Genomic DNA, 25,631 nt, shown 5'->3' with positions numbered 1-25,631 from the left:
TTCTTTACATATTTTACGGATTCATGTAAAATGGAACTATCACATAGCGCACGACAGACCATATGGGATGTAGAAGGAGGAAAGCATGGATAAATCAAAAGTATATTATACGAACTTCAAGGCGACGGCCAATGAGAATCTTCTCCAGAAACTCAGACGTCTCTGCATTACCGCAGGCATGAAAGAGATTGATTTTGAGGATAAATACGCGGCGATCAAAATACACTTCGGGGAGTACGGGAATCTGGCGTTTCTGCGTCCGAACTACGCGAAAGTAGTGGCGGACATTGTAAAGGAGCAGGGCGGCAAGCCGTTTCTTACAGACTGCAATACGCTCTATGTAGGCAGCAGGAAAAATGCGCTCGATCATATCGACACAGCGTACGCCAACGGCTTCTCACCGTTTTCTACCGGCTGTCACGTGATGATCGCAGACGGACTTAAGGGGACGGATGAGGCGCTTGTGCCGGTGGACGGTGAGTATGTCAAAGAGGCGAAGATCGGCCAGGCGGTCATGGATGCGGATATTTTTATCACACTGACACATTTCAAGGGGCATGAGAGCACCGGATTTGGCGGGGCGCTTAAAAATATAGGTATGGGCTGCGGCTCACGCGCGGGCAAGATGGAGATGCATAATCAGGGCAAGCCGGCCGTTGAACAGGAATACTGCGTCGGCTGCGGGGCATGTCAGAGAATATGCGCCCACGATGCACCGGTCATCACGGACGGAAAAGCATACATAGACCTTCACAAATGCGTTGGCTGCGGCCGCTGTATCGGCGCCTGTCCGAAGGATGCAGTCCACCCTACGGAAAGTAACTCAAACGATGTGCTCAACTGCAAGATCGCAGAGTACAGCAAGGCGGTCTGTCAGGGAAGGCCGTGTTTCCACATTTCACTTATCTGCGATGTATCACCGAACTGTGACTGCCATTCTGAAAATGATGTGCCGATCATTCCAAACGTCGGAATGCTGGCATCGTATGATCCGGTGGCGCTCGATGTAGCGTGCGCGGATCTGTGCAACAGCCAGCCGGTGCTTCAAAATGGAAGCGTGCTCCACGAAAACTGTAAAGAGCATCATGAAGAAGCAAAATGTCATGACCATTTCCATATGACCCATCCGGACACGAACTGGAAGACCGGTATTGCACATGCGGTCAAAATCGGACTCGGACAGGAAGAGTATGAACTTGTTGAGATATAACGTGAGATATACGAATCACATATAGTGGATGGAGCAGCAGAGAACCGCCCTGGATACTTTACGGCATCCGGGGCGGTTCTCCGTTAAAAACTGAACGTGTACGTGTTATTCAAGCGCCCAGCTTTGGCTGTATGTCTGGAGCTTCGCCATATGGGAGTAAACTCCGTTTTTCTTCATCAGTTTCTCCGGTGCGCCTTCCTCGGCAACTTTTCCGTTATCCAGTACAACGATCTTGTCTGCACCGGCGACGGTCCGCATACGATGTGCGATCACGAGCACCGTCTTGTTACGGATAAGGCGTGACAGTGCAGATTGGATGAGCGTTTCATTCTCGACATCAAGTGAGGCGGTGGCCTCATCAAGCAGAATAATGGGTGCATTTTTAAGGAATGCCCTTGCGATAGAGATTCTCTGCCGTTCACCGCCCGAGAGCGCACAGCCGTTTTCTCCGATCCTGCTTTGGTAACCGTCCGGCAGTTTGTGCGCAAACTCATCACAGTTGGCCAGTCTGGCTGCCGCCATCACTTCTTCGTCCGTGGCATCTTTTCTTCCGATGCGGATGTTTTCCATGATCGTATTGTCAAACAGAGTGACGTCCTGAAATACGATGGCGTACAGTGACAGCAGCTTCTCCGGATCTATCCTGGAGATGTCCATACCGCCTACGGTGATGGTCCCGCGATCGATATCCCAGAAGCGCGCCGCAAGGCGGGAGACGGTTGTCTTGCCGCCCCCGGACGGCCCTACAAGTGCTGTTATTTCTCCCTGTTTTGCGGTAAAGGATACATCCTTCAGTACAGTTTCCCCGCTGTTGTAGGCGAAGCCGACATGAGAGAATTCTATGTCGCAGCCATGATTTGAAAGCATTTCTCTGCCGCTTTGTACATGGTGATCCAGGATTTCATTCATGCGGCTGATGTTCGTCCGCGTAGCGATCACGGCTGCCAGATTCTGCAGAGCGCTCTGGAGAGGGTCGTAAAGGCGGGAGACTACAAGCAGGAACATAAAGAAGGTCATCACGTCCAGGTTTCCCCCTATCAGCAGAGCGGAGCCTGTCAGTGCCGTAGTGGCGATGCCCAGCTTTAAAACGAGGGTTGCCGATACGACAAATACAGCTGTTCCCAATTCAGAGATGATCGCCCGGCGCTCCACCGCTTTGATCTTTTTGTCGAGTCCTCTTAGATAATTTTTCTCTGCGTTGCATGCTCTCAGGTCACGCAAGGTTTCGATGCATTCCTGTATACCGTCTGCGCAGTCCATCTTGGCGTTCATCTGCCGTCTGCTTAGCTGTTCCTGTACTCTGGATGACAGTGCAACGATGGCAAAGGAGACAGGCGCGACCCAGAGAGCGGCCAGCGCCATGCGCCAGTCGTACACAAACAGGCTGACAGATATGAGGAGCGTGGAACCGATGGAGCCGAATAATTCTGGTATAAAGTGGGAGAAGCTCTGCTCTAAAAAGGTGCAGTCTGCCATGATCGTGCTTGTCAGGTCTGCCAGGTCTTTCTGCCCGAAAAAGGCCAGAGGAATTTTGCGCAGCTTTTCAGCCAGTGAGATGCGGCGCACTCCGCTCTCCTTATATGTGGCAAAGTAAGTGGCATTGTACTGCAGCCACGTTGTAAAAAATATGAGGAGTATACAGAGGACGCAGCCGGCAGCATACAGTCCTGCGCGGTCGGCCACTGTCCTGCCGTTCAGCAGATCGTCTACGAGCATATACAGCAGTCCGACAGGAAACATGAAGCTTATGTTCTGAAGCATGCATGCGGCACAGCCTTTTATCAGGTCTATGGCGCCCTGCCTGGACAGAGCCAGTTTTTTTTGAAGTTTCTTGATCATTTCAGTTACGCCTCCTTTGCAACTTTCCATTGTACGGAAGTCTGGTAATCCTTCCACATTCTGTGGAACAGACCGTTCTCTTCCTGAAGTTCGCGGCACGTTCCCTGTTCACATATCCTGCCGTCTTTCAGCACATATATCTTATCTGCATTGACAACGGTAGAAAGACGGTGTGCTATCATTACGACGGTCTTACCTTTGGTAAGCTCTGCGAAAGCAGCCTGTACACGAGCCTCATTATCCGGATCTGCAAAAGCCGTCGCCTCATCCAGTATAATGACGGGCGTATTTTTGAGCATTACCCTTGCGATGGCGATCCGCTGCTGCTCGCCCCCGGAGAGGTAGACCCCGTTGGCGCCGATGACCGTATCTGCTCCATTGGGAAGCTTTTCAATGATATCAGTACATTGGGCGGCTCTCAGCGCTTCCATTACTTCTGCACGTGAGGCATCCGGCCGGCCCATCCTGACATTTTCCAGTATAGATGCTTTGATGAGACGGCTGTTCTGGAAGACGAAGGATACGGTATTCATCAAATCTTCCTTTGCCATATCTCTTACATCTGTACCGCCGATAAGAACCTTCCCGGACTGCGGGTCAAAAAAGCGGGTAAGAATATTGGCCAGTGTTGTTTTCCCGCCGCCGGACGGGCCGACGAACGCGGCAGTCTCTCCGGCCCCGATATGCAGGGTAGCATGTTCCAATGCGTTTTTTACGCCGTCATAGCTGTAACTTACATTCTGTATGTCTACGGAATTGTCCCGGGGGTGCTTTGGAGCTGTAGTCTCCTGAAGCGGTTCTGCATCTAAAACAGTGTCGATTCTCCTCAGGGCGTCATCGACGATCATGGCATTTTCACTCTGGAACATGATCTTAGTCAGAGTGACGGAGATGACAGGAGTGATGATAATATAGAAAAGGAGGTTCAGAAGAAAGTCATTCGTAACGCCGTCCCGTGTAAAGAGCAGGCCGGCGGCTGTGAGAAATGCGAATACGCTGTTGATCGCAGCAGTATAGAACAACATCGGGAGGCGCAGCTGTTTCGTATACGAGACGACCCACTTCTCATATCTTCCGATGGAATCTTTAAATTTCTTAAATGAGAATACGGTCTGACCGAAGGTCTTGACAACCGGAATGCCGCGGACATACTCAACGGCTTCGTTGGACATGTCTTCAAGTGCGTTCTGATATTCTTCCATTTTGTGCTGCATCTTGCTTCCTGTCATGCTCATCATGATGAGGAAACCGAGCAGAACAGGAATAATGCTCATCAGGCCAAGCCTCCAGTCGAACAGGAAGAGCAGGGCCAGCAGGCCGAGCGGCGTGGCGATGGCCCCGGCTTTGTCGGGGAGCTGGTGGGCCAGGTATGTCTCGGTAGCGGCGCTTGATTCATTGACCGTCCTGCGCAGTCTGCCGCTCCCAAAGCTTTCGGTGAATCCAAGCGGCAGTGCGGCGATGTGGTGCATCACCTCAATCCGTATGTTGGCCGCGATGCGAAACGCGGCGATGTGAGAGCACATAAGCGCTCCGATGTAGATCAACAGAGCGAGGACTGCGGAAAGTACGGCCATCCATCCGTTGTGGATCATATGTTTTGCACTGCCGAAATCCGGAGCGGTTTCCAATACTTCCTGTATGATCTTAAAGATGTACCAGAAGGGGATGAGGGCTGTCAGCGCGCTCAGAGCGGATAATATCCATGATGCATATGTAAGATATTTGTAGTGTCCTGCATAGCTTAAAAGCCGTGACAGATTTGACTGTTTTTTCAATTGAATGCCTCCTTTTGATTTGTATAATTATAGCTGCCTGTTCCGAAAAAAAGTTAGCTATAACTAACTTATAGTGTTACGTTATCATTCGGTGATCGGGATGTCAATGGAGATATTGATAATTAAATATCAAAAAAATGTGCCAGACATATATCCTGCTTATAAACAGTTATAAATGATAATAATAAATAGCGTATGGAAGGCGGTTGCTATTTTTTCGCTGTTCATGCTACACTATAAAGGGTTGAACTGGATCATAAATTTCGTGAGAGAAAAGGAGAATTATATATGGGTGGTTTTTTTGGCGTGGCATCCAGGACAGATTGTACACTGGAGCTTTTTTACGGCGTGGACTATCATTCCCATCTCGGCACGCGCAGAGGCGGGATGGCGACTTACGGTGAGAATGGATTTAACCGCGCGATACATAATATTGAGAATTCGCCGTTCCGTACAAAGTTTGAGCGGGATGTGGAAGAGATGGAAGGTAATCTGGGGATCGGCTGTATCTCGGACTTTGAGCCTCAGCCGCTGCTGATACAGTCTCATCTCGGCAGTTTTGCTATAACTACGGTCGGTAAGATCAACAATCTGGACGATCTGCTTGAGCTTGTGTATGAGGACGGACATACGCATTTTCAGGAGATGAGCGGCGGAAAAGTGAATGCTACGGAGCTGGTAGCGTCTCTCATATGCAAGAAATCATCAATTGTAGAAGGCATCCGCTATGTGCAGGAAATCATTGACGGTTCCATGACGCTGCTCCTTATGACGAAGGACGGGCTGTACGCCGCCAGAGACCGTTTCGGAAGGACTCCTCTTGTGGTTGGTCATAAGCCGGATGCGTTCTGTGTGTCATTTGAGAGTTTTGCGTATATCAATCTCGGTTATACAGACTTTAAGGAGCTTGGGCCGGCTGAGATTGTATTTATCACTCCGGATGGCGTGGAGACGGTCGGAGCGCCACAGGAAGAGATGAAGATATGTTCCTTCCTCTGGGTGTATTACGGTTACCCGACTTCATCTTATGAAGGGGTAAATGTCGAGGAAATGCGTTATAAATGCGGCAGTATGCTTGCAAAGCGGGATGGAGATTCTGTCCATCCGGACGTTGTGGCAGGAGTGCCGGACTCGGGGATCGCGCATGCGATCGGCTATGCCAACGAATCAGGGATCCCGTACGCCAGACCTTTTATCAAATATACACCTACGTGGCCGCGTTCTTTCATGCCGCAGAACCAGAGCCAGCGGAACCTGATCGCGAGAATGAAACTTATACCGGTGCAGGCTCTCATAGAGAATAAGAAGCTGCTGCTCATCGACGACTCCATAGTGAGGGGGACGCAGCTTCGGGAGACGACGGAATTTCTGTATCACAGCGGCGCAAAAGAGGTGCACGTGCGGCCTGCATGTCCGCCGCTTCTGTACGGGTGCAAGTATCTGAACTTCTCCCGCTCAAAATCAGAGATGGAGCTTATCACGAGAAGAGTGATCAAAGAGAAGGAAGGCGAAGACTGTCCGCAGGAGGTGCTGGACGAATATGCGGATCCGTGCAGCTGTAAATATGTGGAGATGGTAGAAGCGATCCGCAGACAGCAGAACTTTACAACACTGCGGTACCACAGGCTTGACGATCTGACGGCGTCGATCGGCATTGAGCCGTGCAGACTGTGCACGTACTGTTTTGACGGAAAAGAATAGGACGGGCGCTCCGTTTAAAGACACCTTACAAGTATTTGCGGACAGTCTGTTGAAAAAGGAACCATCCCAACTTAAGATAGACTGGATGTCAAATATAAAGGGATATATCCTTGAAAGAAGGTAGAATTAATAGAAGAAAAACAGGCAGGAAAATTATACATATTTTCCTGTCTTTTTTTTGGGATATTAAATATAGGGACATAAATACAATATAACTTAACAAGGGGACATAATTTTACAATTTGTGACAAATTTTGTCGTGTCAATTTTCTTGATGGGTATATTTACCAGTGATAATATTAGGAAGTAAAGGTGGTGTAGTAAATGGTGCAGTTGCAGGAAAAAATCAAGTACATTTTATATCAGTTGGGGGTGAACAGTACATATCTGGGATACTATTATCTGACGCTTGCTATCGCGATCGCGATAGAGGAAGAAGAAAATCTATTATACATATCTAAGAACATTTATCCCCGGATCGCAGAAAAATATCATACGTCTGTTTCCTGTGTGGAGCGCAATATACGGACGGCTGCTGATGTCATGTTCAGACATGGAAGTCCGCAGCTTCTGGCGGAGATATTTATAGACAACAAGAACAGGCCGAAAAATTCAAAGCTGATTTCGTGTCTGGCATTGTATGTAAAGAAGCAGATCGCCCGGTGATCATTGCGGTGCCGGTATGTCGGCGGAGCACGGCACGTGTTCCCGGACATGCCGGCACTGTTTTTTTCACAGAAAAATCATATAATCGCCACAGAGATTTCAAGAAGATATTTTAAGATATAGAAAATTTTGTTGCCGGGAGGGAAGACATTGATCGAAGTTAAGAATCTTGTGAAGAGATACGGGAAACATCTGGCGGTGGACGGCCTTAGTTTCCGGGTCGGGAAAGGCCAGGTATACGGGTTCCTCGGACCGAATGGCGCCGGTAAATCGACGACCATGAACATTATGACAGGTTATATCGGCGCCACGGAAGGGGAAGTGCTCATTAACGGGCATGATATCCTTAGGGAGCCTGAGGAGGCGAAGAAGTGTATCGGGTATCTGCCGGAGCAGCCGCCGCTGTATATGGAGATGACAGTAAGGGAATATCTTTCTTTTGCAGGGGAACTGAAGAAGATCCCAAAAGATAAGATGGAAGAACAGATCGAGGAAGTGATCGAGCTTACAAAGCTCAGGGAGGCAGAGAACAGGCTCATACATAATCTCTCCAAAGGGTACAGGCAGAGAGTCGGGCTTGCCCAGGCCATTCTGGGCTTCCCGGAGATCATTATACTGGATGAGCCGACGGTGGGGCTTGACCCGAAACAGATCATTGAGATACGGGAGCTGATCCGCCGTCTTGCAAAGAAGCATACCGTGATCCTGAGTTCCCACATACTGGCAGAGATCCGTGAGGTGTGCGACTATATCATGATCATTTCCAGGGGACAGCTTGTGGCGAGCGATACGCCGGCCAATCTGGAAAACCTTATGAACAGGACCGCACATATACAGATCCAGGTAAGAGGACCGCAGGACAGGATAAAAAGCATTCTTGACAGTCTGGATTGTATAGAGACTGCAGATTACAGCACAGGGGACGACGGTGTCACGGCTGTACAGATCCAGGGCAGGGAGAAGGAAGATATCAGGGAAAAGCTGTTTCTGGCATTTGCAGAAGAGAACGTGCCGCTTCTGGAACTTCGGCTTGTCAAGTCTACGCTGGAAGAGATATTCCTTGAACTGACGCAGGAAAGCGGGGAGGTTGAGACAGATGAGAGCGATATATAGAAGAGAACTGCAGTCATTTTTTCATACGATGGTCGGATATGTGTTTATCGCTTTTCTCGTGGCGTTTACGGGAATTTATTTTATGGTATTTAACTTAAACTACGGCTATCCGTATTTTTCCTATGTACTGTCCAGTATCCACTTTGTATTTATGATAGCAGTGCCGGTACTGACGATGCGGAGCTTTGCCGAAGACAGAAAGAATAAGACGGATCAGATGCTTCTGACGGCGCCAGTGGGCCTTTGGAAGATCGTTCTCGGCAAATATCTGGCCATGGTCTCTGTCTTTGCGGTACCCTGTGTGATTTATTTATTATTCCCGCTCATTATCATGACGCAGGGCACGGCATATATTGCGGTGGATTATCTGTCCATTCTTGTATTTTTTATCATTGGATGTGTATATATCGCGATCGGCATGTTTCTTTCCTCTCTGACGGAAAGTCCGGTCATAGCAGCTATATCTGCGTTCGGGGTACTGCTTCTGTTCTATCTGTGGAGCGGGCTCATGGATTTTCTTCCGGGAAGCGCGGCCGGGAATGCGGCCGGCATCCTGATCCTGGCCACTGTCCTTGTGGCCGGAATCTATCAGATGACAAAAAACTGGCTCATTGCGGCAGTGCTGGAAGCTGCCGCGGCCGCTGTATGTGCTGTCACCGGACTTGCAAAGCCATCGCTGCTTGAGGGTTTTCTTGCCAGCCTGCTCGGACGGTTTTCTCTGACGGATGCACTGACGGGGATTGCTGCCAACAGTCTGCTCGATGTCAGCAGCCTCATACTGGATGTGTCCCTCGCGGGCCTGTTTCTATTTATGACAATGCAGATGATACAGAAAAGACGCTGGAGTTAGGAGGAGCATATGCCAGACAGGATCAAAAAGTTATTTCAGAGCGCGGCGTCCCGCAACGGAAGCTTAAGTGTGGGGGTGATCGTGCTTGTGACCGCAATAGTGATAGTGGTAAACCTTATTGCAGGACAGCTGCCCGAAAAGGTGAAGAATATAGATATCAGCGACAACAGGATCTATGAGATATCCGACAAGAGCAGGAACATATTGAAAAAGCTCGACAAGCCGGTCACGTTTAAGGTGTTCGCAGAGAAAGACAAAACAGATGAGAGGATAAAAACGTTCATCCGCAAGTACACAGCGCTTTCCGATCAAATAAAGGTAGAATGGATCGACCCTGTGCTTCACCCGTCTGAGCTTTCGGCCAACAATGCAACGGCAGATACGGTCCTTATCTCCTGTAAGGATACAAAGAAAAGTACAACAGTCGCGTTCAGCGATATCATCGTCTCTGACGAGTCGTCCTATTACATGACGGGGAATGTATCAGAATCAAAGTTTGACGGGGAAGGCCGGTTCACGTCCGCGGTCAGTTACGTGACGGGCGACGAGGTCAAAAAAGTCTATTATACGACAGGACATGGGGAGAGCACATTCTCGTCTTCTGTATCAGACTTGCTGGATAAGAACAACATGGAAGAGGAAGAACTGAATCTTATCATGAAAAATGAGATCCCGGATGACTGCAACCTGCTGTTTCTGTACGGCCCTGTGTCGGATATCACAGCGGAAGAAAAAGAGATCATATCATCTTATCTCGCCTCGGGCGGGAAGGTATTCCTGCTTCTCGGAGACGCGCAGGACGGCACGCCGAACCTGGATGCGCTTATGAAGGAGTACGGCATGGAACGGACGGATGGTTATATCGCTGATATGCAGCGCAGCTATCAGGGAAATTATTATTATATATTCCCGGAACTGAGTTCTTCAGCCGGGCTGACGGACGGCATGGCATCCGATATGGTAATGCTCGTGAATGCGCACGGGATGAGTGTGACAGATCCGGCGCGCGATACGATAACGGCAACGCCGTTCATGACAACGTCCGCGGACGGATATGCGGTGACAGAAGACAGCCAGAAACAGGGAACGTATACGCTGGGCGCTGTTTCCACTGAGTCCGTATCAGATGGGGAGGAGGCACGGTTTACCGTTATAACCGCGGATACGCTCATAGATCCCCAGGTGACGGAAGCATTTTCCACTCTGGAGAATCTGACGCTGTTTACCAATGCGGTGTCCGCCAATTTTGAGGATATGGAAAATGTGGCGATAGAACCGAAAAGTCTGGAAGTGACATACAATACGATGCGGCATGCGGGTGTCATAAGTATGATCGTTATATTCGGCATTCCGGCCGTGATACTCATATATGGGTTCCTGCGCTGGATGAAGCGGCGGAAGGCATAAGGAGGCAGTGTATGAAACAGAAAAGATCATGGATCATATTGGGGGCCATACTTGCCGCGCTTTTGATACTCTATGCGGGGCTGCGCATATACAATACAAACACTGCGAAGAGAGAAGCCCGGGAGACAGATAAATCCACAGTATATGTGACAAACGAAACAGACGCGGCAGAAATCTCCTATACAGGGACGGCAGAGGAAAAGACGATGGAGTTCGTAAAAAATGACGGAGAATGGTACTATGCTCCGGACAGGGAGATACCGATGGACCAGAGCGCTGTGGCGGATCTTGCGGATACGGTCACGGTGTGCCGTGCCGTGCGGGAGCTTAAAGAGCCGGATGCGCTTTCTGATTATGGTCTGGACGATCCCCTTTATACTATATCGTTCAAGAACGCAAAGGGGACAGAGACGACGCTTTATATCGGCCAGGCTGCGGGAGAAGATTATTATGCGGCGCTCAAAGGGGACGGGAAAGTGTATACGGTCGAGAGTACGCTTGTGTCAGCGCTTACATTCGACCTGTCGGGATTTGTACAGACAGATACGGTGCCGCCAATCAGCAGCGGCAGTCTGAAGAAAGTGGAAGTGACGGAGAATGGGAAGACGGCTGTCTATGACGCGAAGGAAGATATTGCGGAACTGGCCGGCGGCTTCGGAGCGTTGTCGTTTACATCATGTGCAGACTATCACGCAGAGGAAGAGAAACTGAAAGACTACGGCCTGGACGGAGAAAGCCGGGTTACCGTGAAGGCAGTGTACGAGGATCCCGATTCAGGAGAAGAGAAAGAGTTTACCATTTATGTCGGGAAAACGGATGATTCGGGAGCCTGGAGGTATGTTGGGACAGACGGTTCAAAGATAGTATATCTTGTGTCAGCGGATACGGTGGAAAATACGTATACGCCGGCAGAACAATAAAAGGCGGGAATGCTCTGAAAAAAATAATGAGCCTTTGGAAAACTTGGTGTATAATAGAAGAAGATAAAGCACCATTTCCGGAGGAATATTATGAAGAAAGATACGACAACTACGATAAAACGTGCGGAACGTTTTCAGATAATTCTCATAGGGGAAGGCATACTTGTAGGGGGGATCGCTGGTCTTGTCGTTCTCTTGTACAGGATGTGCCTTGAGAACGCGGGAGCATGGCGCAATGCCATCCTTGACTATGCCGGGCGGTCGCCCGCGCGCATGGCGGGATGGTTTCTGCTCCTGGCGCTGATGGCCGTGCTCACGGCCAGACTGCTGAAATACGAACCGATGATTTCGGGAAGCGGTATCCCGCAGCTGGAAGGCGAGATGGTGGGAAAGCTGGAGCAAAAGTGGTGGAAGGTACTGCCTGCGAAGTTCGCAGGCGGTTTCTTATGTATGCTGGGCGGTCTGGCCCTCGGGCGGGAGGGCCCGTCCATCCAGATAGGCGCCATGGTAGGGAAGGGAGTGTCCAAAGGACTTGACCGCGGGAAGACAGAGGAGAAGTTTCTGCTCACGTGCGGCGCCAGCGCCGGTCTGGCGGCGGCGTTTCACGCGCCTCTGGCAGGTGTCATGTTCTCGCTGGAAGAGGTGCACAAGAACTTTTCCGTCTCGGTGCTCCTGTCTGTCATGACTGCGTCGCTTACGGCGGATTTTCTGAGCTCTAGCGTGCTCGGCGTGGACTCGGTCTTCCAGTTTGATATCGTACAGGCGCTTCCTCAGGAATATTACGGCCTTATTTTGCTGCTCGGCGTCGTGCTCGGCATCCTGGGGGCGTTCTACAACTGGTTTACGCTGAAGGCGCAGGCGCTGTACGGCAAGGCGAAGCGCCTGAATACGACGGGCAGGATCATGATACCGTTTTTCTGTGCAGGACTGCTCGGTTTTACCGCGCCGGAGCTTCTGGGAAGCGGACATTCTCTCATCGAATATCTGACGAATGAAGATGTTCTGCTCGGCACAGTATTGCTCGTTCTGGCCGGAAGGTTTCTCTTTTCCGCGGTCAGCTTCGGCTCCGGCGCACCGGGAGGGATCTTTTTTCCTCTGCTCGTGCTGGGCGGATATATCGGAGGCGCGTTCGCCACGGCAGGTGTGCAGTTCTTCGGACTGGAACCGATGTATATCAATAATTTTGTACTGCTTGCGATGGCGGGATATTTTGCGGCCATCGTGCGCGCGCCGCTGACGGGGATCATACTCATTTTCGAGATGACAGGCTCGCTGAGCCAGATGATGTCGCTGTCCATGGTATCCATCGTGGCTTATATCGTGGCTTCTCTGCTGCGCTCCAAGCCGATCTATGAAAGCCTGCTTGAAAATCTGCTCAAAAAGCAGGGAGAGAAGGTTGTGCAGGAGCATGGGCAGAAGATACTCGTGAACTATGTAGTCAGACAGGGCTCCAGGCTTGAGGATGTACAGATCAGCGAGATAAGCTGGCCGGAAAACTGTCTGCTCGTTGCCATTCAGAGAGGATCTCAGGAGATCATCCCAAAGGGAAGGACAAAGCTGCTGGTTGGTGATACGATAGTGACGATGACGGATGAAAGGGACAGAGCGGTGGTCCATGACAAGATGGAACGGCTGTGCAGCGATATGTTCTGATAAAAAAATTTTCATTTTTTCTTGCATAACGGGCATACTTATGTTAGTATAATTAACAATTTAGTATAGCAAAGCGATGAAAGAGACTCTGTTCTTTGGAACTTGACAGAAATGCGGCGTCACCGGCTGAGAGCGCTGCTTGAGGAATGAGGACAATAGGGAACACTCTGGAGCAGACCGGCTGAACTTAAGTAGGACGGTACGTGAGCACGCGTTAAGTGCAGTTGAGTGGAATCCTTTCGTGTGACAAAGGCGTCGGACGGAGAAGGGCTCAATGCGGGTGGTACCGCGGATTGATTTTAATATATCCGCCCCGGAATATACAATATATTCCGGGGCGTTTTTTTGTTAAAATTAATAGTTTCAGGCAAATAAACGAGTGGACAGGAGGAAGTGTGTATGGAATTTTTAACAGGTGTAAAAGAAAAAGATACGCTGGAGATCAGCGGACTGCTCAAGACAGAGGCAGGGGAGAGCGTGAAGGTAAACGGAGCGGTGCACACGATAAGAAACATGGGCACGGTCGCTTTCGTCATTCTCAGGAAGAGAGAAGGACTTCTGCAGGGGGTATATGAGGAGGGCGCCGCGGATTTTGACTTGAAGGACTTGAGAGAAGCAGATACAATTGAGATAGAAGGAATACTGGAGAAAAATGAAAAGGCTCCCGGCGGCATTGAGATCCGGATGAAGCATCTCACAGTTCTGGGCAGACCGGCAGATGATATGATGCCCCTTCCCATCTCAAAATGGAAACTGAACACATCGCTGGAAGCGAAACTCAACTACCGGTCCATATCCTTAAGAAATCTCAGGGAGAGGGCGAAGTTCAGAATACAGGAAGGTCTCACAAGGGCGTTCCGGGATTATCTGTACGGCCAGGGTTTTACAGAGATCCATACGCCGAAGATCGGCGCCAGGAGCGCGGAGGGCGGCGCCAACCTGTTCCGCCTCGATTACTTCCACAGGCCGGCGGTCCTGCAGCAGAGTCCGCAGCTTTATAAGCAGATGATGGTAGGCGTGTTTGACCGGGTATTTGAGACGGCGCCGGTGTTCCGTGCGGAAAAGCACAATACGAAGCGACATCTGAATGAGTATACGAGTCTTGATTTTGAGATGGGATATATCGACAGTTTTGAAGAGATCATGGCGATGGAGACGGGATATATCCAGTATGCCATGGCGCTGCTGGCGGGAGAGTACGCCGCTGAGCTTAAGACGCTTGACATTACACTGCCGGATGCGGCGAAGATCCCGGCGGTCCGCTTCGATGAGATCAAAGAAAAAGTGGCAGAAAAATATGGCCGTAAGATCAAGAATCCGTTTGATCTGGAACCGGAGGAGGAACTGCTGATCAGCCGTTACGCCCTGGAAGAGTGGGGGAGTGATTTTGTGTTTGTCACACACTATCCGTCCAGGAAAAGGCCGTTTTACGCCATGGATGATCCGGCGGACACGAGATATACGCTGAGCTTTGACCTGCTGTTTCGCGGCATGGAGATCACGACCGGCGGACAGCGCATCCACGATCACGGGATGCTAAAGGATAAGATCGCGGCGAGGGGTATGACGGAAGACGGTCTGGAGCAGTATCTGGAGGCGTTCAGGCACGGCATGCCGCCGCACGGAGGGATTGGGATCGGCCTGGAGCGTTTTACGATGAAGCTTGCAGGGGAAGACAACATCAGAGAGACTACGCTGTTCCCAAGAGATCTGAGCAGGCTGGAACCATAATAATATGTCAGAGAGGTGAAGGAGGTCCATATGTTTGGAAGAAAGTGTACTTTATGCGGGGGAAAAGTAGACAGCAGGGGAATATGTGAAGAATGCGGTCTGGACAACAATAAGTCGGAGAAAAATTATAAGATCAATCAGGCCGGCTGTGACGGGAAGCCGCTGACACATGTGCATGAGACAAATGCTCATGTTCAGCCTCAGAAAGCACAGAAGGAGCAGAAAGCACAGAAAAAACAGGGAGAACAGAAGGAGCGGATGAAGCGGCCGGATTACGAAGATAATTACAGTATGCCGCGGCAGAGGATAAGTGGCAGGGAAAAAGCAAAGGCCAAGAAGAAGTCCGCTGCGGGCAGAGTGGTAGGCATTATAACGATGATACTGACTGTGGCAGGAATATTACTGGCTGTAGCGGAGGACCACGGGGAAGAGATCAGCAGCTGGGCCGAGTCCAAACTGGGAGACGGGCAGGGCGCCGCCGGCAAAGCAGAGTATACTTATGACCCATATAAGTATACAGCCAGAACGCTTTCCGGGGACGGTGACCATGCAGAATACGAGCTTTCCACCGGCCATTATATCGTAGGCGTCCACATACCGGAGGGAAAGTATTCTGCCCGGACGCAGGATGACTTTGATACCATTCAGACGGAAGACAGTGAAAACAATATTTATCTGTATGAGTATGAGGGAAAGGGTGACAATTATCTCGGCGATCTGCGTCTGTATGATGGGGCGGTCGTGACAGTGGCCTGCAAGGATACGGTAACGCTTATCACGGACAACGGGCAGACAGCGTCTATGCAGCCGGAAATGCCGAACCCGCTCACGGAATCTGTCAGTATCGCAGGGGGAGAAACGAAAACAGCCGGTACAGACTTTGCGCCCGGCATATATGATATTTATGTTACCGGCGAGTCCGGAATGGCAGATGTCACCGTATACGGCGAAGGAGATGAGGAGATCGACACGGTGAGCCTTTATATAGGGGAAGGCAGTTCAGACGGTATGGGCTTTAAATATATGGTGCTCCCTGAGGGGGCGGAGGTGGTCCGCACCGACGGAGGGCCGCTGTCACTCGTACCGAGTGAGATGATAGCGTCAGAAGATTATATGGAATTCTATGAAAGATTATATTAAAGGAGAAGCAGATGGCTTATAAGATATCAGACGAGACGATCGAATACGCAGGGATTCTTTCCAAGCTGGAACTGTCCGGCACGGAGAAGGAAGATGCGAAAGCGGATATGGAAAAGATGCTTGATTATATTGATACATTGAATGAACTCGATACGGAAGGCATCGAACCGATGTCCCATGTGTTTCCGCTGAACAATGTTTTCCGAAGCGACGAGGCAGAGAATGGGGACGGGAGCGCGCATACGCTCGCCAATGCCCCAGTTCAGAAGGAAGGCAGCTTTGTAGTACCGAAAACAATAGGATAGGGGGCATAGAAAAGCGATGGACATCATGAGTATGACAGCGGTTGAGCTGGGAAAGAAAATAAAGGCAGGTGAGCTGTCGGCCGAAGAGGCGGTGGAAGCGGCATTTCTGCGCATTGAGAAGACGGAGAAGGATGTGCACGGCTTTCTCGCGCTTGATAAGGAAAGAGCGCTGAAGCGGGCCCGACAGGTTCAAATACAGATAAAAGAGGGAACAATGACAGCCCCGCTCGCGGGAGTGCCGGCCGGGATAAAGGACAATTTGTGCACGGCCGGAATGAAGACGACATGCGCGTCCAGGATGCTTGAAAACTTTATCCCGGCATACACGGCCGAAGCGGTGCGCAGACTGGAACAATGCGGTGTTATCGTCATAGGAAAGACGAATATGGATGAATTTGCCATGGGCAGCACGACGGAGACTTCTTACTTTGGAGTGACTCGAAACCCGTGGAATCTGCATCATGTGCCCGGAGGTTCCTCAGGAGGCTCCTGTGCGGCTGTTGCGGCGGCAGAGTGCAGCTTTGCGCTCGGGTCCGACACGGGAGGTTCCATCCGGCAGCCGAGTTCCTTCTGCGGCGTGACAGGGATCAAGCCGACGTACGGCACCGTATCGCGCAGCGGACTTATCGCCTACGCTTCTTCTCTGGATCAGATCGGTCCGGTGGCAAGAGATGTGACAGACTGTGCCGTTATCCTGGAAGCGATCGCGGGATATGACAAAAAAGACAGCACCTCTATGGCGAGAGAACACTATGGTTTCGCAGAAGCGCTGACAGATGATGTAAAGGGGCTTAGAATCGGGATTCCAAGAGACTATCTCGGAAAAGGGCTCAACGCAGAGGTGAAAGAGACCGTGCTCAGGGCCGCGGAAGTGCTGGAGGAGAGAGGGGCGCATGTGGAGGAATTTGATCTGAGTCTGACGGAATATGCCATTCCGGCTTATTATGTCATTGCTTCCGCAGAAGCCAGCTCTAATCTCGCCCGTTTTGACGGGGTGAAATACGGTTACCGTTCACCGGAGGGCGGCGGACTTCACAGCATGTATAAGAAGACACGTTCAGAAGGGTTTGGCGCAGAAGTTAAGCGCAGGATCATGCTCGGCTCCTTTGTGCTCAGTTCCGGTTATTACGACGCGTATTATCTGAAAGCGCTGCGGGTAAAAGCGCTTATAAAGCAGGCGTTTGACAGAGCGTTTGGACAGTATGATGTCATACTGGGGCCGGCGTCTCCGGCGACGGCGCCGGAGCTTGGCAGCAGTCTGGGCGACCCGCTTAAAATGTATCTTGGAGATATATACACAGTTTCCGTGAACCTGGCCGGCCTGCCGGGCATAAGCGTGCCTGCGGGTCATGACAGCAAAGGGCTGCCGATAGGCGTTCAGCTGATCGGGGACTGCTTCAGGGAAGATAATATCATCCGCGCGGCTTACGCGTACGAATGCGCGACTGAGAAAAAATATGTGAGGACAGCGCCGTCCGGTGCACCAGTCACAGAAGAAGCGGCAGAAGGGAGAGGATAAAAATGTCAAAACAGTATGAGACAGTCATCGGGCTGGAAGTGCACGTAGAACTTGCCACAAAGACAAAGATATTCTGCTCCTGCAGCACACAATTCGGCGGTGCGCCCAACACACATACGTGTCCGGTATGTACGGGGATGCCGGGATCGCTGCCTGTGTTAAATAAGCAGGTAGTGGAGTATGCCGTGGCCATCGGGCTGGCGGCAAACTGTACGATAACGCGGGAGTGCAAGTTTGACCGGAAGAATTATTTTTATCCGGACAATCCGCAGAACTATCAGATATCCCAGCTGTATCTCCCTATCGCGAGGGATGGTCATGTGGAGATAGAGGCCGGCGGTAAGAGAAAGAAAATCCGTATCCATGAGATGCATATGGAGGAAGACGCCGGAAAGCTCGTCCACGATGAATGGGACGACACTTCTCTCGTTGATTACAACAGAAGCGGAGTGCCTCTCGTTGAGATCGTATCGGAACCGGATATGCGTTCTGCGCAGGAAGTCACCGCCTATCTGGAAAAGCTGCGCACAATGATACAGTATCTGGGCGCGTCCGACTGCAGACTCCAGGAAGGCTCCATGCGCGTGGATGTGAACCTGTCTGTCCGGGAGGCGGGTACAGAGAAGTTAGGGACAAGAACGGAAATGAAGAATCTGAACTCCTTCAAGGCGGTCACAAGGGCCATAGAAGGAGAGCGGCAGCGGCAGATCGAGCTGCTGGAAGACGGGAAAGAGGTCGTCCAGGAGACGAGAAGATGGGATGACAATAAAGAGTATTCTTATGCCATGCGTTCAAAAGAAGACGCGCAGGATTACAGATATTTTCCGGAGCCGGACCTTGTGCCCGTGGTGATAGACGACGAATGGACAGACCGCGTCCGCGCAGGCCTGCCGGAATTTAGAGATGAGAAACTTAAGCGGTACAGAAAAGAATTTGACATACCGCAGTATGATGCAGAGATCATCACAGCCTCCAAGCGGCTGGCAGATATATTCGAGGAGACGACCAGGCTGTGCGGCAAGCCGAAAAAGGCTGCCAACTGGCTCATGGTCGATACCATGCGCCTTCTGAAAGAGCACGGCATGGAACCGGAAGACATTACGTTTTCCCCTGTCAGTCTGGCAGAGCTTATCAGACTGGCAGATGAAGGTACGATCAACAGCACGGTTGCCAGAGAAGTATTTGAGAAAGTATTTGAAGCGGACGTGGATCCAAAGCTGTATGTGGAGGAGAGAGGATTAAAGACGGTGAGCGATGAAGGTGCGCTCCGGGAGGCTGTCTCCAAAGTGATAGAGAATGATCCGAAGGCGGCGGCCGATTACAGAGGCGGAAAGGAAAAAGCGCTCGGCGCGCTCGTGGGGCAGACGATGAAGGCCATGAAGGGTAAGGCAGATCCTGCTCTCGTCAGCAGACTGCTGAAAGAAATGCTGTAGAGTGTGGAAACAGGCAAGAAAGGTATGTACGAATGATGACAAGAAAAGAGATGAAGAAAGCGGCGAAAAGGAATGTGAGAAGTCATTATATACTGTTCGTGGCAGTGTGCCTTATCGCGGCTTTCCTCAATTCCGAGTTCTCAGGAACTCTTGACCTGCTCGGAGAAAATGTGCAGGAGACGTCCGAGTCCGGGTCTTCCGTGAAGCTTGAAGGAGTTGCGGGACAGCAGGCTGGGGCGATGGATGTCGCCTGGGATATTCTGGAAGGAAGAGAAAAAGAAGGGAAAGAATTATCCCGTAAGATCAAGGAACAGCAGATAGAACAGTCAAAAAGCGGCAGTCCGGTGCTGGGCAGAAGCCGCGGAGTGCTCGCTCACGCTGTGAATGCAGTGACGTCAGGCTCTGTGTTTGTGACGGTGACGGCCTCCGTCAATTCTCTCGTCAGATCGAATGAGATCACACTTTTTATCTTTATTATCGGGGGAATGCTTTTCCTTATTGCGTTCTGGTTTTTTATAAAAAATCTGTACGTTGTTATATCAAGACGGATCTTTCTCGAGGGGCGCTGCTACGAGGCTGTTCCGATACAGCGGTTCCTTTATCTGCTGCGGCTTAAAAAATGGACGAAAGCGGCCTGGGTCATGTTTGTGACATATGTTTTCAGGTTTTTATGGATGTTTACCGTCATAGGGGGCGTCATCAAGACATTTTCTTATTTTCTCGTCCCATATATCGTGGCAGAAAATCCGGATGTGTCGGCCAGAGAGGCGATAAGGCTGTCCAGAAAAATGATGAAAGGCCATAAGTGGGAATGCTTTGTATTTGGTATGACTTTTGCGGGCTGGTATATTCTGCGTATCTTCACGCTTGGATTGTCGGCAGTGTTCTATTCTAATCTGTATCAGACTGCTTCATTTACAGAATATTACGTACAGCTGAGAAGGCAGGCAAAAGAAAAAGAGATCCCGGGAGCAGAACTGCTCTGCGACACATATCTCTTTGAAAAAGCACAGTCCGGTGAGATCGAGGCTGTATATGCAGATGTGATCGCTGTTCTGGAAAAGCCAGAGGAAGGGATCCGGCAGTTGAGAGGAATCCGGAGATTCTTTGCAGAGTATCTCGGTATCCTGCTCTTCCCAAGCAAAGAGGAGAGAGCTTACGAAGAAGATCAGGCTGAGCGGATCCGGATATATTCACTCAAAGGGGCTGTGGAATTAAAATGCTATCCGAGCCGCCTGTCGCCGGTTCCTGAGGTGGAGAAACGGCAGAAAGTAGAGACGATACATTACATGCGCCACTATTCTGTCTGGTCGCTCATCATGCTGTTCTTTATCTTTTCCTTTACCGGCTGGGTGTGGGAAGTGAGTCTTCACCTTGTCAATGACGGCGCGTTTGTCAACCGGGGCGTACTTCACGGGCCATGGCTTCCGATCTACGGAAGCGGCGGCGTACTTATTCTTGTCGTGCTCAACAGGCTCAGGATCAACCCTGCGGCTGAGTTTGCCGGCATAGTGGTCCTGTGCGGCTGCGTGGAATATTTTACGTCCTATTATCTGGAGCTGACGCACAATGGCCAGAAGTGGTGGGATTACACCGGATATTTTCTGAACCTTCACGGCAGGATCTGCGCGGAAGGCCTGCTCGTATTCGGGGTCGGCGGCATGGCTATCGTATATGTGGCGGCCCCTCTGCTGGATAACATTATAAGGAAGGTACAGACGAGGAAACTTATTCCGGTCTGTCTGCTTTTACTTTGTGTATATGCCGCTGACACGTTGTATTCATCAAAACATCCGAATACAGGGGAGGGAATCACGGATTATCAGAGCGGCGCAGCACCGGAAGGTATAGAATGTCAGGCGTATGGACGCTCCATTTAGTATACTTATAAAAGAACAGAGGGAGCGGCCGGCTGGCCTGCTCCCTCTGTGCATGTCGGCATTTCTATTTTCTGCGGACGGGCAGTAACTCTATATATCCCCGTGTGCCGACAGGTTCCAGCTGAATGCGCGGATTGTCTGTATCCCATTCATAACCGGCCGCGGACGGATCGTATTTATTGACTGCTTCCCGTACTTCTTCAATTGCCTGGCAGTAATCCTCTTCTTCAAACGGTTCTCCTTTGAACATAAGGTAAGTGGAAGCGGGCAGTGTGATGACATCAAAGCCGTCCGGTACCGGTCCGTCATAGTCTGCGCTCACTTCCGCACCCTGCACATATACGGAGGTATCCGGTGTCCGGTACGCATCGGGAAGCCACAGGCATACAGGTTCTCCTTCCAGAGATTTGATGCTCATAAGAAGCCCCCACACATCGCAGCCTACTTCCTCACAGTAGGGGAAATAATCTTCCGCCTTGACTCCCCTTTTTATGATCACCTTGCGTACAGGCTTTTCGACAGGCTGTACAAATACACTTTTAACATGTTCCATTGTCTGTTCTTCCTTTCTGATTTCTCTGTATATAACGCCGTAAGGGGTAAACAAGTATAAAGGAACCGGATTTTCCATATATTCTTTCGGGTTGCAGCCGAATTCCCTGTAGAATGCCCTCTGGTAGCCGTCTACGCTCCCAAAACCCATCTCAAACGCGATGTCCGTTATCCGGCAGCCCTCATCCCGCAGCCGCAGAGCAGATGCCGACAGCCGCATTCTCCGGATATATTCCGCCGGTGTCAGGTTGGTCCACTTTTTGAACAGCCGGTATGAATGCCACGGAGAAAACAGAGATGCCCCGGAAAGCTCTGCCAGCGTTATCTGCTCATACAGATGAGCGGCTATATAATTCTGCATCCTTTGAACTGCCTCTATCTGTTCCTTCATTCTTTCACCTCCTGATCTTATTATAAAGAAAAAATTAAGATTTCTCTCGACTTTTTTTGCTGCTTTATCCATTGACAAATACAACTGTAACAAGTATAATTACAATACAAACTGAAAATAAAAAAGTTACAGATTGTAAAGGAGACGATGATGAAGAGAAAAAGAGCTAAAGCGATCACAATTTTAACGTTGAGTCTTGTATTACTGCTTACCGCCTGCGGCAGCGGGAAGGAGGAAAAAGCGGATGCCGGAAGTTCCAAGAGCTCTGAAGGGTCAAAAGCTTCCGACACGTCGTCATCTTCAGCCTCGAAGAAGATATTCGGTACTTTTGAGTCCGAGACGCTGGAAGGTGAAGCAGTATCGGATGAGATATTTTCCAAAGCAGACCTTACGATGGTAAATATATGGGGGACATTCTGCGGTCCATGTATCCGCGAGATGCCTGATCTTGGCGAGCTGAGCCGCGAGTATGCGGACAAAGGCGTACAGATCGTGGGGCTTGTCAGTGACGTAGGGAAAGCGAAAGACGAGAAGGCAGAAGAGATTGTTTCCACTACAAAGGCAGATTATACACATATAATCGCATCTCAGGATCTGATGACAGGAATACTTGGTTCTGTCAATGTGGTGCCGACGACTATTTTTGTTGACAAAGAAGGAAATCAGGTCGGTGATGTATATTCCGGCGCCCGGGACAAAGACGAGTGGGCGGGCATTATAGATGAGCTGTTGAACGGGGTGCAGCAATGAGCAGCCGTAAAGTAAGATGGATCCGTATCGTGCTGTTTACCGCCGCCGCGCTGTTTTTCATTATCGGGATCACACGCGGGGAGGCGGGAACAGTGCTGACAAAAGCTGTAAATATTTGTTTGGAGTGTATAGGAATTGGTTAAGATGATAAAAGCAATCAGAAACAGGATGAGGCTGTGTGTTCAGATAATATTCACGGCGGTGACCAACGGATATCTTTTCGGGTTCCTCACCGGAAAGATTTATACAGGGCCCACAAAAGCAGCCTGTGTGCCGGGACTCAACTGTTATTCCTGTCCGGGAGCGCTCGGGTCGTGCCCGATCGGTTCGCTTCAGGCGGTGCTTGGAAGCAGAGACTACAAGTTTTCATTTTATGTGGCCGGTTTTTTGATATTCTTCGGTTCTCTGTTCGGACGGTTCATATGCGGCTGGCTCTGTCCTTTTGGATTGATTCAGGACTTGCTGTATAAGATACCGTTTTTCAGGAAAAGAAAGAACCTGCCGGGACATAAGGTGCTCAAGTGGATGAAATATGTCATACTCGTTCTGTTTGTTATATTACTTCCTCTTCTCGTGGTTGACGTCATCGGACAGGGAAGTCCGTGGTTCTGCCAGTACATATGCCCGAGCGGGACACTGACGGCAGGAATCCCGCTTGTACTGCTCAATGAATCGCTTCAGAACGCAGTCGGCGGCCTGTTTATCTGGAAGGTATCTCTGCTCGTGCTCATAATAGTGCTGGCTTTGTGGGTATACCGCCCGTTCTGCAAGTATCTCTGTCCGCTCGGCGCGCTATACAGCTTCTTTAACCCGGTTGCGTTATACCGCTACCAGGTAGAAGAGAGCGACTGTATCAAATGTGGAAAATGCCGGAAGACATGCAAGATGGATATTAAAGTATGGGAACAGCCTAACAGTCCGGAATGTATCCGCTGTGGCGACTGTGTGAAGGCGTGTCCGACAAAGGCCATAAAAAGAGGGAAAGGAGGCTGCCATGAAAAAACACATGAAAAGAGTTAGCTTTGTGCTGCTCGGCGCCGCGTCAGGATTTGCGTACTATGTATTTATCGGATGCAGAAGCGGCGGATGAGGGGTCACCGCAAGCCCGGTCGGGGCTGTCGTGATGGGAACCCTTATAGGTATAGTGCTGGCGTTTGGTTTTGGTGGAACAAAGGAAGAGGAAGAGAGTAAAAGGAGTGGGAAATACGATGACAAGTGAATTTGCGATCGCAGTGCATGCCCTTGTATATCTGCGCCATAAGGATACGGTAGTTTCCAGCGAGGAGCTGGCGGAGAATATCTGCACGAATCCGGCGCGTGTGAGAAAGGTAATGGCCAAACTCAAGAAAAAGGCCCTTGTTGGGACAAAAGAAGGAATCAAAGGAGGCTATCACATGGCGGCGGACGCAAGTGCGGTGACCTTGCGGTGCGTCTGTGATGCGTTGGAGGAAGAGGTAATTAAAGCGTCCTGGAAATCAGGCAGTATAGACATGGACTGCATGATAGCATCCGGAATGGCAGGGATGATGGATGGAATCTATAGTGAGATGAACGCACAGTGTAAGGATTATCTTGAGACTGTCACAATAGAAGATGTGGAGAAAAAAGTGACCGGGTGCCCGAAAAAACAGAAGATCTAATTAGAAAATTAAACGATAACGCAAAAAAGACATGGTATGTTCCATGTCTTTTTTACGGACGGTGGATTGTTGCATAATCTGCAAAACAATGATACACTTACTAAAACAAAGATTTCTTACATTAAACAACATTCAGGGCGGTCTTAAGGACTTTCCTGAAGAAAGGATCTATATACTATGACGCAGCCAGAAGAAAGCCGGCACAAAGCTTCAAAGACTAAAAGTGTCAGTAAGACTCTCGCCATATTGTCGACATTTGATGAGACGACGCCCATGCAGCGTACCTCTGATATCGCGATGAAGCTGGATATGAATATCAGTACAGTTTCCCGCCATCTGAACACAATGCTGGACTGGGGGTTTTTGGAGCGTGATGACTCCACCGGCTTCTATTACCCGGGACTTGAGATCGTTGCACTGGCAGGAGCTGCTTTGCAGAACAACGACGTCTTTCGTCATGCGTTCCCGGAGCTCCAGCGTCTCTCTTATAAATATGGTGTGCACGGTCATATGGGTATTCCGCGGAAGACGGAAGTCGCCCATCTGATCAGCAGTTCATCCGAAAGAACGATGGAGCTGTTTATCCCGATGGGGCACCGGCAGCCTATGTACTGCTGCGCCATGGGACGCGCCCTGCTGGCATACATGCCGTATGCGAAGGCACAGGATATCTTGAAGAACAGTGATCTTCAAAAACGTACCCCGGAGACGAAAGTTGACCTCTGGGAGATCAGCCAGGAGCTTATTCATACGAAACAGAAGGGATACTGCCTTCTTCTCAACGAACTTACAGAGGGCAAGGGCTCGATCGCGGCGCCGGTATTTAACCGCGAGCGTCTTCCGATCGCCGCTGTCAGCGTATCGGCAAGCGCGCACAGCATCAGCCAGCCGCAGCGCGAGCGGGAGCTTGCAAAAGCGGTGATGGCTGTCGCGGGCAAAATATCCGGTAAGCTCGGTTATTATCCGAAATGATAAATTAAAAATACTGTCGTAAAATAGTGCGAAACTATTTTACGGCAGTTTTTTTATTGCGCGAACAATCATTTATGTAAAAAATGGTTGCATCATATGCAAATGAATATGCAGAATGTGAGACATGGGTTTGTGCTTTGAAAACCTGTTTCGCTCACGGGAAAAAGCGGCGCTTTGTATTGCG

Annotated in this window: 22 protein-coding genes; 19 read left to right on the top strand and 3 right to left on the bottom strand. The window is 50.2% G+C overall.

The window, feature by feature from the left end; all coding sequences use genetic code 11:
* Positions 1-85 precede the first annotated feature (85 nt).
* Positions 86-1,210, top strand: a complete 1,125-nt coding sequence (locus tag LAJLEIBI_RS13715; RefSeq protein WP_006442710.1) for a DUF362 domain-containing protein — start codon at positions 86-88, stop codon at positions 1,208-1,210.
* A gap of 105 nt (positions 1,211-1,315) precedes the next feature.
* Here the strand turns inward: LAJLEIBI_RS13715 and LAJLEIBI_RS13710 are convergent, their stop codons facing one another.
* Positions 1,316-3,049, bottom strand: a complete 1,734-nt coding sequence (locus tag LAJLEIBI_RS13710) for an ABC transporter ATP-binding protein (protein WP_040434894.1) — start codon at positions 3,047-3,049, stop codon at positions 1,316-1,318.
* Positions 3,050-3,054: 5 nt separating this feature from the next.
* Positions 3,055-4,824 carry an ABC transporter ATP-binding protein gene (locus LAJLEIBI_RS13705; protein ID WP_006442708.1) on the bottom strand — a complete coding sequence of 590 codons (1,770 nt, stop codon included), beginning with the start codon at positions 4,822-4,824 and terminating at the stop codon, positions 3,055-3,057.
* A gap of 288 nt (positions 4,825-5,112) precedes the next feature.
* On the opposite strand from LAJLEIBI_RS13705, the gene LAJLEIBI_RS13700 reads away from it, so the two are divergent.
* From LAJLEIBI_RS13700 to LAJLEIBI_RS13640, 13 genes are all read left to right on the top strand, one after another.
* Positions 5,113-6,525, top strand: a complete 1,413-nt coding sequence (locus LAJLEIBI_RS13700) for an amidophosphoribosyltransferase (RefSeq protein ID WP_006442707.1) — start codon at positions 5,113-5,115, stop codon at positions 6,523-6,525.
* 324 nt (positions 6,526-6,849) lie between these two features.
* On the top strand, positions 6,850-7,191 hold the full coding sequence (locus LAJLEIBI_RS13695) for a sporulation initiation factor Spo0A C-terminal domain-containing protein (RefSeq protein WP_006442706.1): 342 nt from the start codon (positions 6,850-6,852) through the stop codon (positions 7,189-7,191).
* A 150-nt stretch (positions 7,192-7,341) separates the two neighbouring features.
* Complete coding sequence (locus LAJLEIBI_RS13690; RefSeq protein ID WP_040434893.1) at positions 7,342-8,304, top strand: ABC transporter ATP-binding protein; 963 nt, start codon at positions 7,342-7,344, stop codon at positions 8,302-8,304.
* Positions 8,288-9,154 (top strand): ABC transporter permease subunit, encoded by an 867-nt coding sequence (locus LAJLEIBI_RS13685; RefSeq protein WP_006442703.1) that lies wholly within the window; start codon positions 8,288-8,290, stop codon positions 9,152-9,154. The genes LAJLEIBI_RS13690 and LAJLEIBI_RS13685 overlap by 17 nt, the downstream gene beginning before the upstream one ends.
* 9 nt (positions 9,155-9,163) lie before the next feature.
* Entirely contained in the window at positions 9,164-10,561 is a 1,398-nt protein-coding gene (locus tag LAJLEIBI_RS13680) for a GldG family protein (protein ID WP_006442702.1), read from the top strand.
* Between the two features lie 11 nt (positions 10,562-10,572).
* Entirely contained in the window at positions 10,573-11,481 is a 909-nt protein-coding gene (locus tag LAJLEIBI_RS13675; RefSeq protein WP_006442701.1) for a DUF4340 domain-containing protein, read from the top strand.
* A 90-nt stretch (positions 11,482-11,571) separates the two neighbouring features.
* Entirely contained in the window at positions 11,572-13,134 is a 1,563-nt protein-coding gene (locus LAJLEIBI_RS13670; protein ID WP_006442700.1) for a ClC family H(+)/Cl(-) exchange transporter, read from the top strand.
* A gap of 399 nt (positions 13,135-13,533) precedes the next feature.
* Complete coding sequence (aspS, locus tag LAJLEIBI_RS13665) at positions 13,534-14,865, top strand: aspartate--tRNA(Asn) ligase (protein WP_006442699.1); 1,332 nt, start codon at positions 13,534-13,536, stop codon at positions 14,863-14,865.
* A gap of 30 nt (positions 14,866-14,895) precedes the next feature.
* On the top strand, positions 14,896-16,005 hold the full coding sequence (locus tag LAJLEIBI_RS13660) for a hypothetical protein (RefSeq protein ID WP_006442698.1): 1,110 nt from the start codon (positions 14,896-14,898) through the stop codon (positions 16,003-16,005).
* 11 nt (positions 16,006-16,016) lie between these two features.
* Positions 16,017-16,310: an Asp-tRNA(Asn)/Glu-tRNA(Gln) amidotransferase subunit GatC gene (gene gatC, locus LAJLEIBI_RS13655; protein ID WP_006442697.1), complete on the top strand. Its 294-nt coding sequence runs from the start codon at positions 16,017-16,019 to the stop codon at positions 16,308-16,310.
* A gap of 16 nt (positions 16,311-16,326) precedes the next feature.
* Positions 16,327-17,829 (top strand): Asp-tRNA(Asn)/Glu-tRNA(Gln) amidotransferase subunit GatA, encoded by a 1,503-nt coding sequence (gatA, locus tag LAJLEIBI_RS13650; protein ID WP_006442696.1) that lies wholly within the window; start codon positions 16,327-16,329, stop codon positions 17,827-17,829.
* A 2-nt stretch (positions 17,830-17,831) separates the two neighbouring features.
* Positions 17,832-19,262 (top strand): Asp-tRNA(Asn)/Glu-tRNA(Gln) amidotransferase subunit GatB, encoded by a 1,431-nt coding sequence (gene gatB, locus LAJLEIBI_RS13645; RefSeq protein ID WP_006442695.1) that lies wholly within the window; start codon positions 17,832-17,834, stop codon positions 19,260-19,262.
* Positions 19,263-19,294: 32 nt separating this feature from the next.
* Positions 19,295-21,142, top strand: coding sequence for a DUF975 family protein (locus tag LAJLEIBI_RS13640; protein WP_006442694.1), 1,848 nt, complete (start codon positions 19,295-19,297; stop codon positions 21,140-21,142).
* 64 nt (positions 21,143-21,206) lie between these two features.
* Here LAJLEIBI_RS13640 and LAJLEIBI_RS13635 read toward each other — a convergent pair whose 3' ends face one another.
* Positions 21,207-22,085: a helix-turn-helix domain-containing protein gene (locus LAJLEIBI_RS13635; protein ID WP_040434892.1), complete on the bottom strand. Its 879-nt coding sequence runs from the start codon at positions 22,083-22,085 to the stop codon at positions 21,207-21,209.
* 147 nt (positions 22,086-22,232) lie between these two features.
* Here LAJLEIBI_RS13635 and LAJLEIBI_RS13630 point away from each other — a divergent pair, with 147 nt between their 5' ends.
* The 5 genes from LAJLEIBI_RS13630 to LAJLEIBI_RS13615 all read left to right on the top strand — a co-directional run bounded on the left by LAJLEIBI_RS13630 (position 22,233) and on the right by LAJLEIBI_RS13615 (position 25,447).
* Positions 22,233-22,835 (top strand): TlpA family protein disulfide reductase, encoded by a 603-nt coding sequence (locus LAJLEIBI_RS13630; protein WP_006442692.1) that lies wholly within the window; start codon positions 22,233-22,235, stop codon positions 22,833-22,835.
* Positions 22,832-22,978 (top strand): CD1871A family CXXC motif-containing protein, encoded by a 147-nt coding sequence (locus tag LAJLEIBI_RS18115; protein ID WP_006442691.1) that lies wholly within the window; start codon positions 22,832-22,834, stop codon positions 22,976-22,978. The genes LAJLEIBI_RS13630 and LAJLEIBI_RS18115 overlap by 4 nt, the downstream gene beginning before the upstream one ends.
* A 1-nt stretch (position 22,979) precedes the next feature.
* Complete coding sequence (locus LAJLEIBI_RS13625; RefSeq protein ID WP_006442690.1) at positions 22,980-23,855, top strand: 4Fe-4S binding protein; 876 nt, start codon at positions 22,980-22,982, stop codon at positions 23,853-23,855.
* Positions 23,856-24,043: 188 nt separating this feature from the next.
* Positions 24,044-24,475, top strand: a complete 432-nt coding sequence (locus tag LAJLEIBI_RS13620) for an RrF2 family transcriptional regulator (protein ID WP_006442689.1) — start codon at positions 24,044-24,046, stop codon at positions 24,473-24,475.
* A 177-nt stretch (positions 24,476-24,652) separates the two neighbouring features.
* The gene (locus tag LAJLEIBI_RS13615; protein ID WP_006442687.1) at positions 24,653-25,447 is read left to right on the top strand and encodes an IclR family transcriptional regulator; all 795 of its coding nucleotides are present in this window, start codon (positions 24,653-24,655) and stop codon (positions 25,445-25,447) included.
* The last annotated feature ends 184 nt before the right edge of the window (positions 25,448-25,631 follow it).

It is taken from the genome of [Clostridium] hylemonae DSM 15053 (genome assembly GCF_008281175.1).
Classification (GTDB): Bacteria; Bacillota; Clostridia; order Lachnospirales; family Lachnospiraceae; genus Extibacter; species Extibacter hylemonae.
The sequence above is the reverse complement of the archived record's forward strand: the minus strand, read 5'-3'. Positions and strand labels throughout refer to the sequence as shown.

Bases quoted from the DNA above. Each gene is read 5' to 3' on its own strand.
- LAJLEIBI_RS13710 (WP_040434894.1), bottom strand. From the start codon at position 3,049: ATGATCAAGAAACTTCAAAAAAAACTGGCTCTGTCCAGGCAGGGCGCC.
- LAJLEIBI_RS13630 (WP_006442692.1), top strand. From the start codon at position 22,233: ATGATGAAGAGAAAAAGAGCTAAAGCGATCACAATTTTAACGTTGAGT.
- LAJLEIBI_RS18115 (WP_006442691.1), top strand. From the start codon at position 22,832: ATGAGCAGCCGTAAAGTAAGATGGATCCGTATCGTGCTGTTTACCGCC.
- aspS (WP_006442699.1), top strand. From the start codon at position 13,534: ATGGAATTTTTAACAGGTGTAAAAGAAAAAGATACGCTGGAGATCAGC.
- LAJLEIBI_RS13615 (WP_006442687.1), top strand. From the start codon at position 24,653: ATGACGCAGCCAGAAGAAAGCCGGCACAAAGCTTCAAAGACTAAAAGT.
- LAJLEIBI_RS13695 (WP_006442706.1), top strand. From the start codon at position 6,850: ATGGTGCAGTTGCAGGAAAAAATCAAGTACATTTTATATCAGTTGGGG.
- LAJLEIBI_RS13680 (WP_006442702.1), top strand. From the start codon at position 9,164: ATGCCAGACAGGATCAAAAAGTTATTTCAGAGCGCGGCGTCCCGCAAC.
- LAJLEIBI_RS13700 (WP_006442707.1), top strand. From the start codon at position 5,113: ATGGGTGGTTTTTTTGGCGTGGCATCCAGGACAGATTGTACACTGGAG.
- LAJLEIBI_RS13685 (WP_006442703.1), top strand. From the start codon at position 8,288: ATGAGAGCGATATATAGAAGAGAACTGCAGTCATTTTTTCATACGATG.
- gatC (WP_006442697.1), top strand. From the start codon at position 16,017: ATGGCTTATAAGATATCAGACGAGACGATCGAATACGCAGGGATTCTT.
- LAJLEIBI_RS13635 (WP_040434892.1), bottom strand. From the start codon at position 22,085: ATGAAGGAACAGATAGAGGCAGTTCAAAGGATGCAGAATTATATAGCC.
- gatB (WP_006442695.1), top strand. From the start codon at position 17,832: ATGTCAAAACAGTATGAGACAGTCATCGGGCTGGAAGTGCACGTAGAA.
- LAJLEIBI_RS13640 (WP_006442694.1), top strand. From the start codon at position 19,295: ATGATGACAAGAAAAGAGATGAAGAAAGCGGCGAAAAGGAATGTGAGA.
- LAJLEIBI_RS13675 (WP_006442701.1), top strand. From the start codon at position 10,573: ATGAAACAGAAAAGATCATGGATCATATTGGGGGCCATACTTGCCGCG.
- LAJLEIBI_RS13670 (WP_006442700.1), top strand. From the start codon at position 11,572: ATGAAGAAAGATACGACAACTACGATAAAACGTGCGGAACGTTTTCAG.
- LAJLEIBI_RS13660 (WP_006442698.1), top strand. From the start codon at position 14,896: ATGTTTGGAAGAAAGTGTACTTTATGCGGGGGAAAAGTAGACAGCAGG.
- gatA (WP_006442696.1), top strand. From the start codon at position 16,327: ATGGACATCATGAGTATGACAGCGGTTGAGCTGGGAAAGAAAATAAAG.
- LAJLEIBI_RS13715 (WP_006442710.1), top strand. From the start codon at position 86: ATGGATAAATCAAAAGTATATTATACGAACTTCAAGGCGACGGCCAAT.
- LAJLEIBI_RS13625 (WP_006442690.1), top strand. From the start codon at position 22,980: ATGATAAAAGCAATCAGAAACAGGATGAGGCTGTGTGTTCAGATAATA.
- LAJLEIBI_RS13620 (WP_006442689.1), top strand. From the start codon at position 24,044: ATGACAAGTGAATTTGCGATCGCAGTGCATGCCCTTGTATATCTGCGC.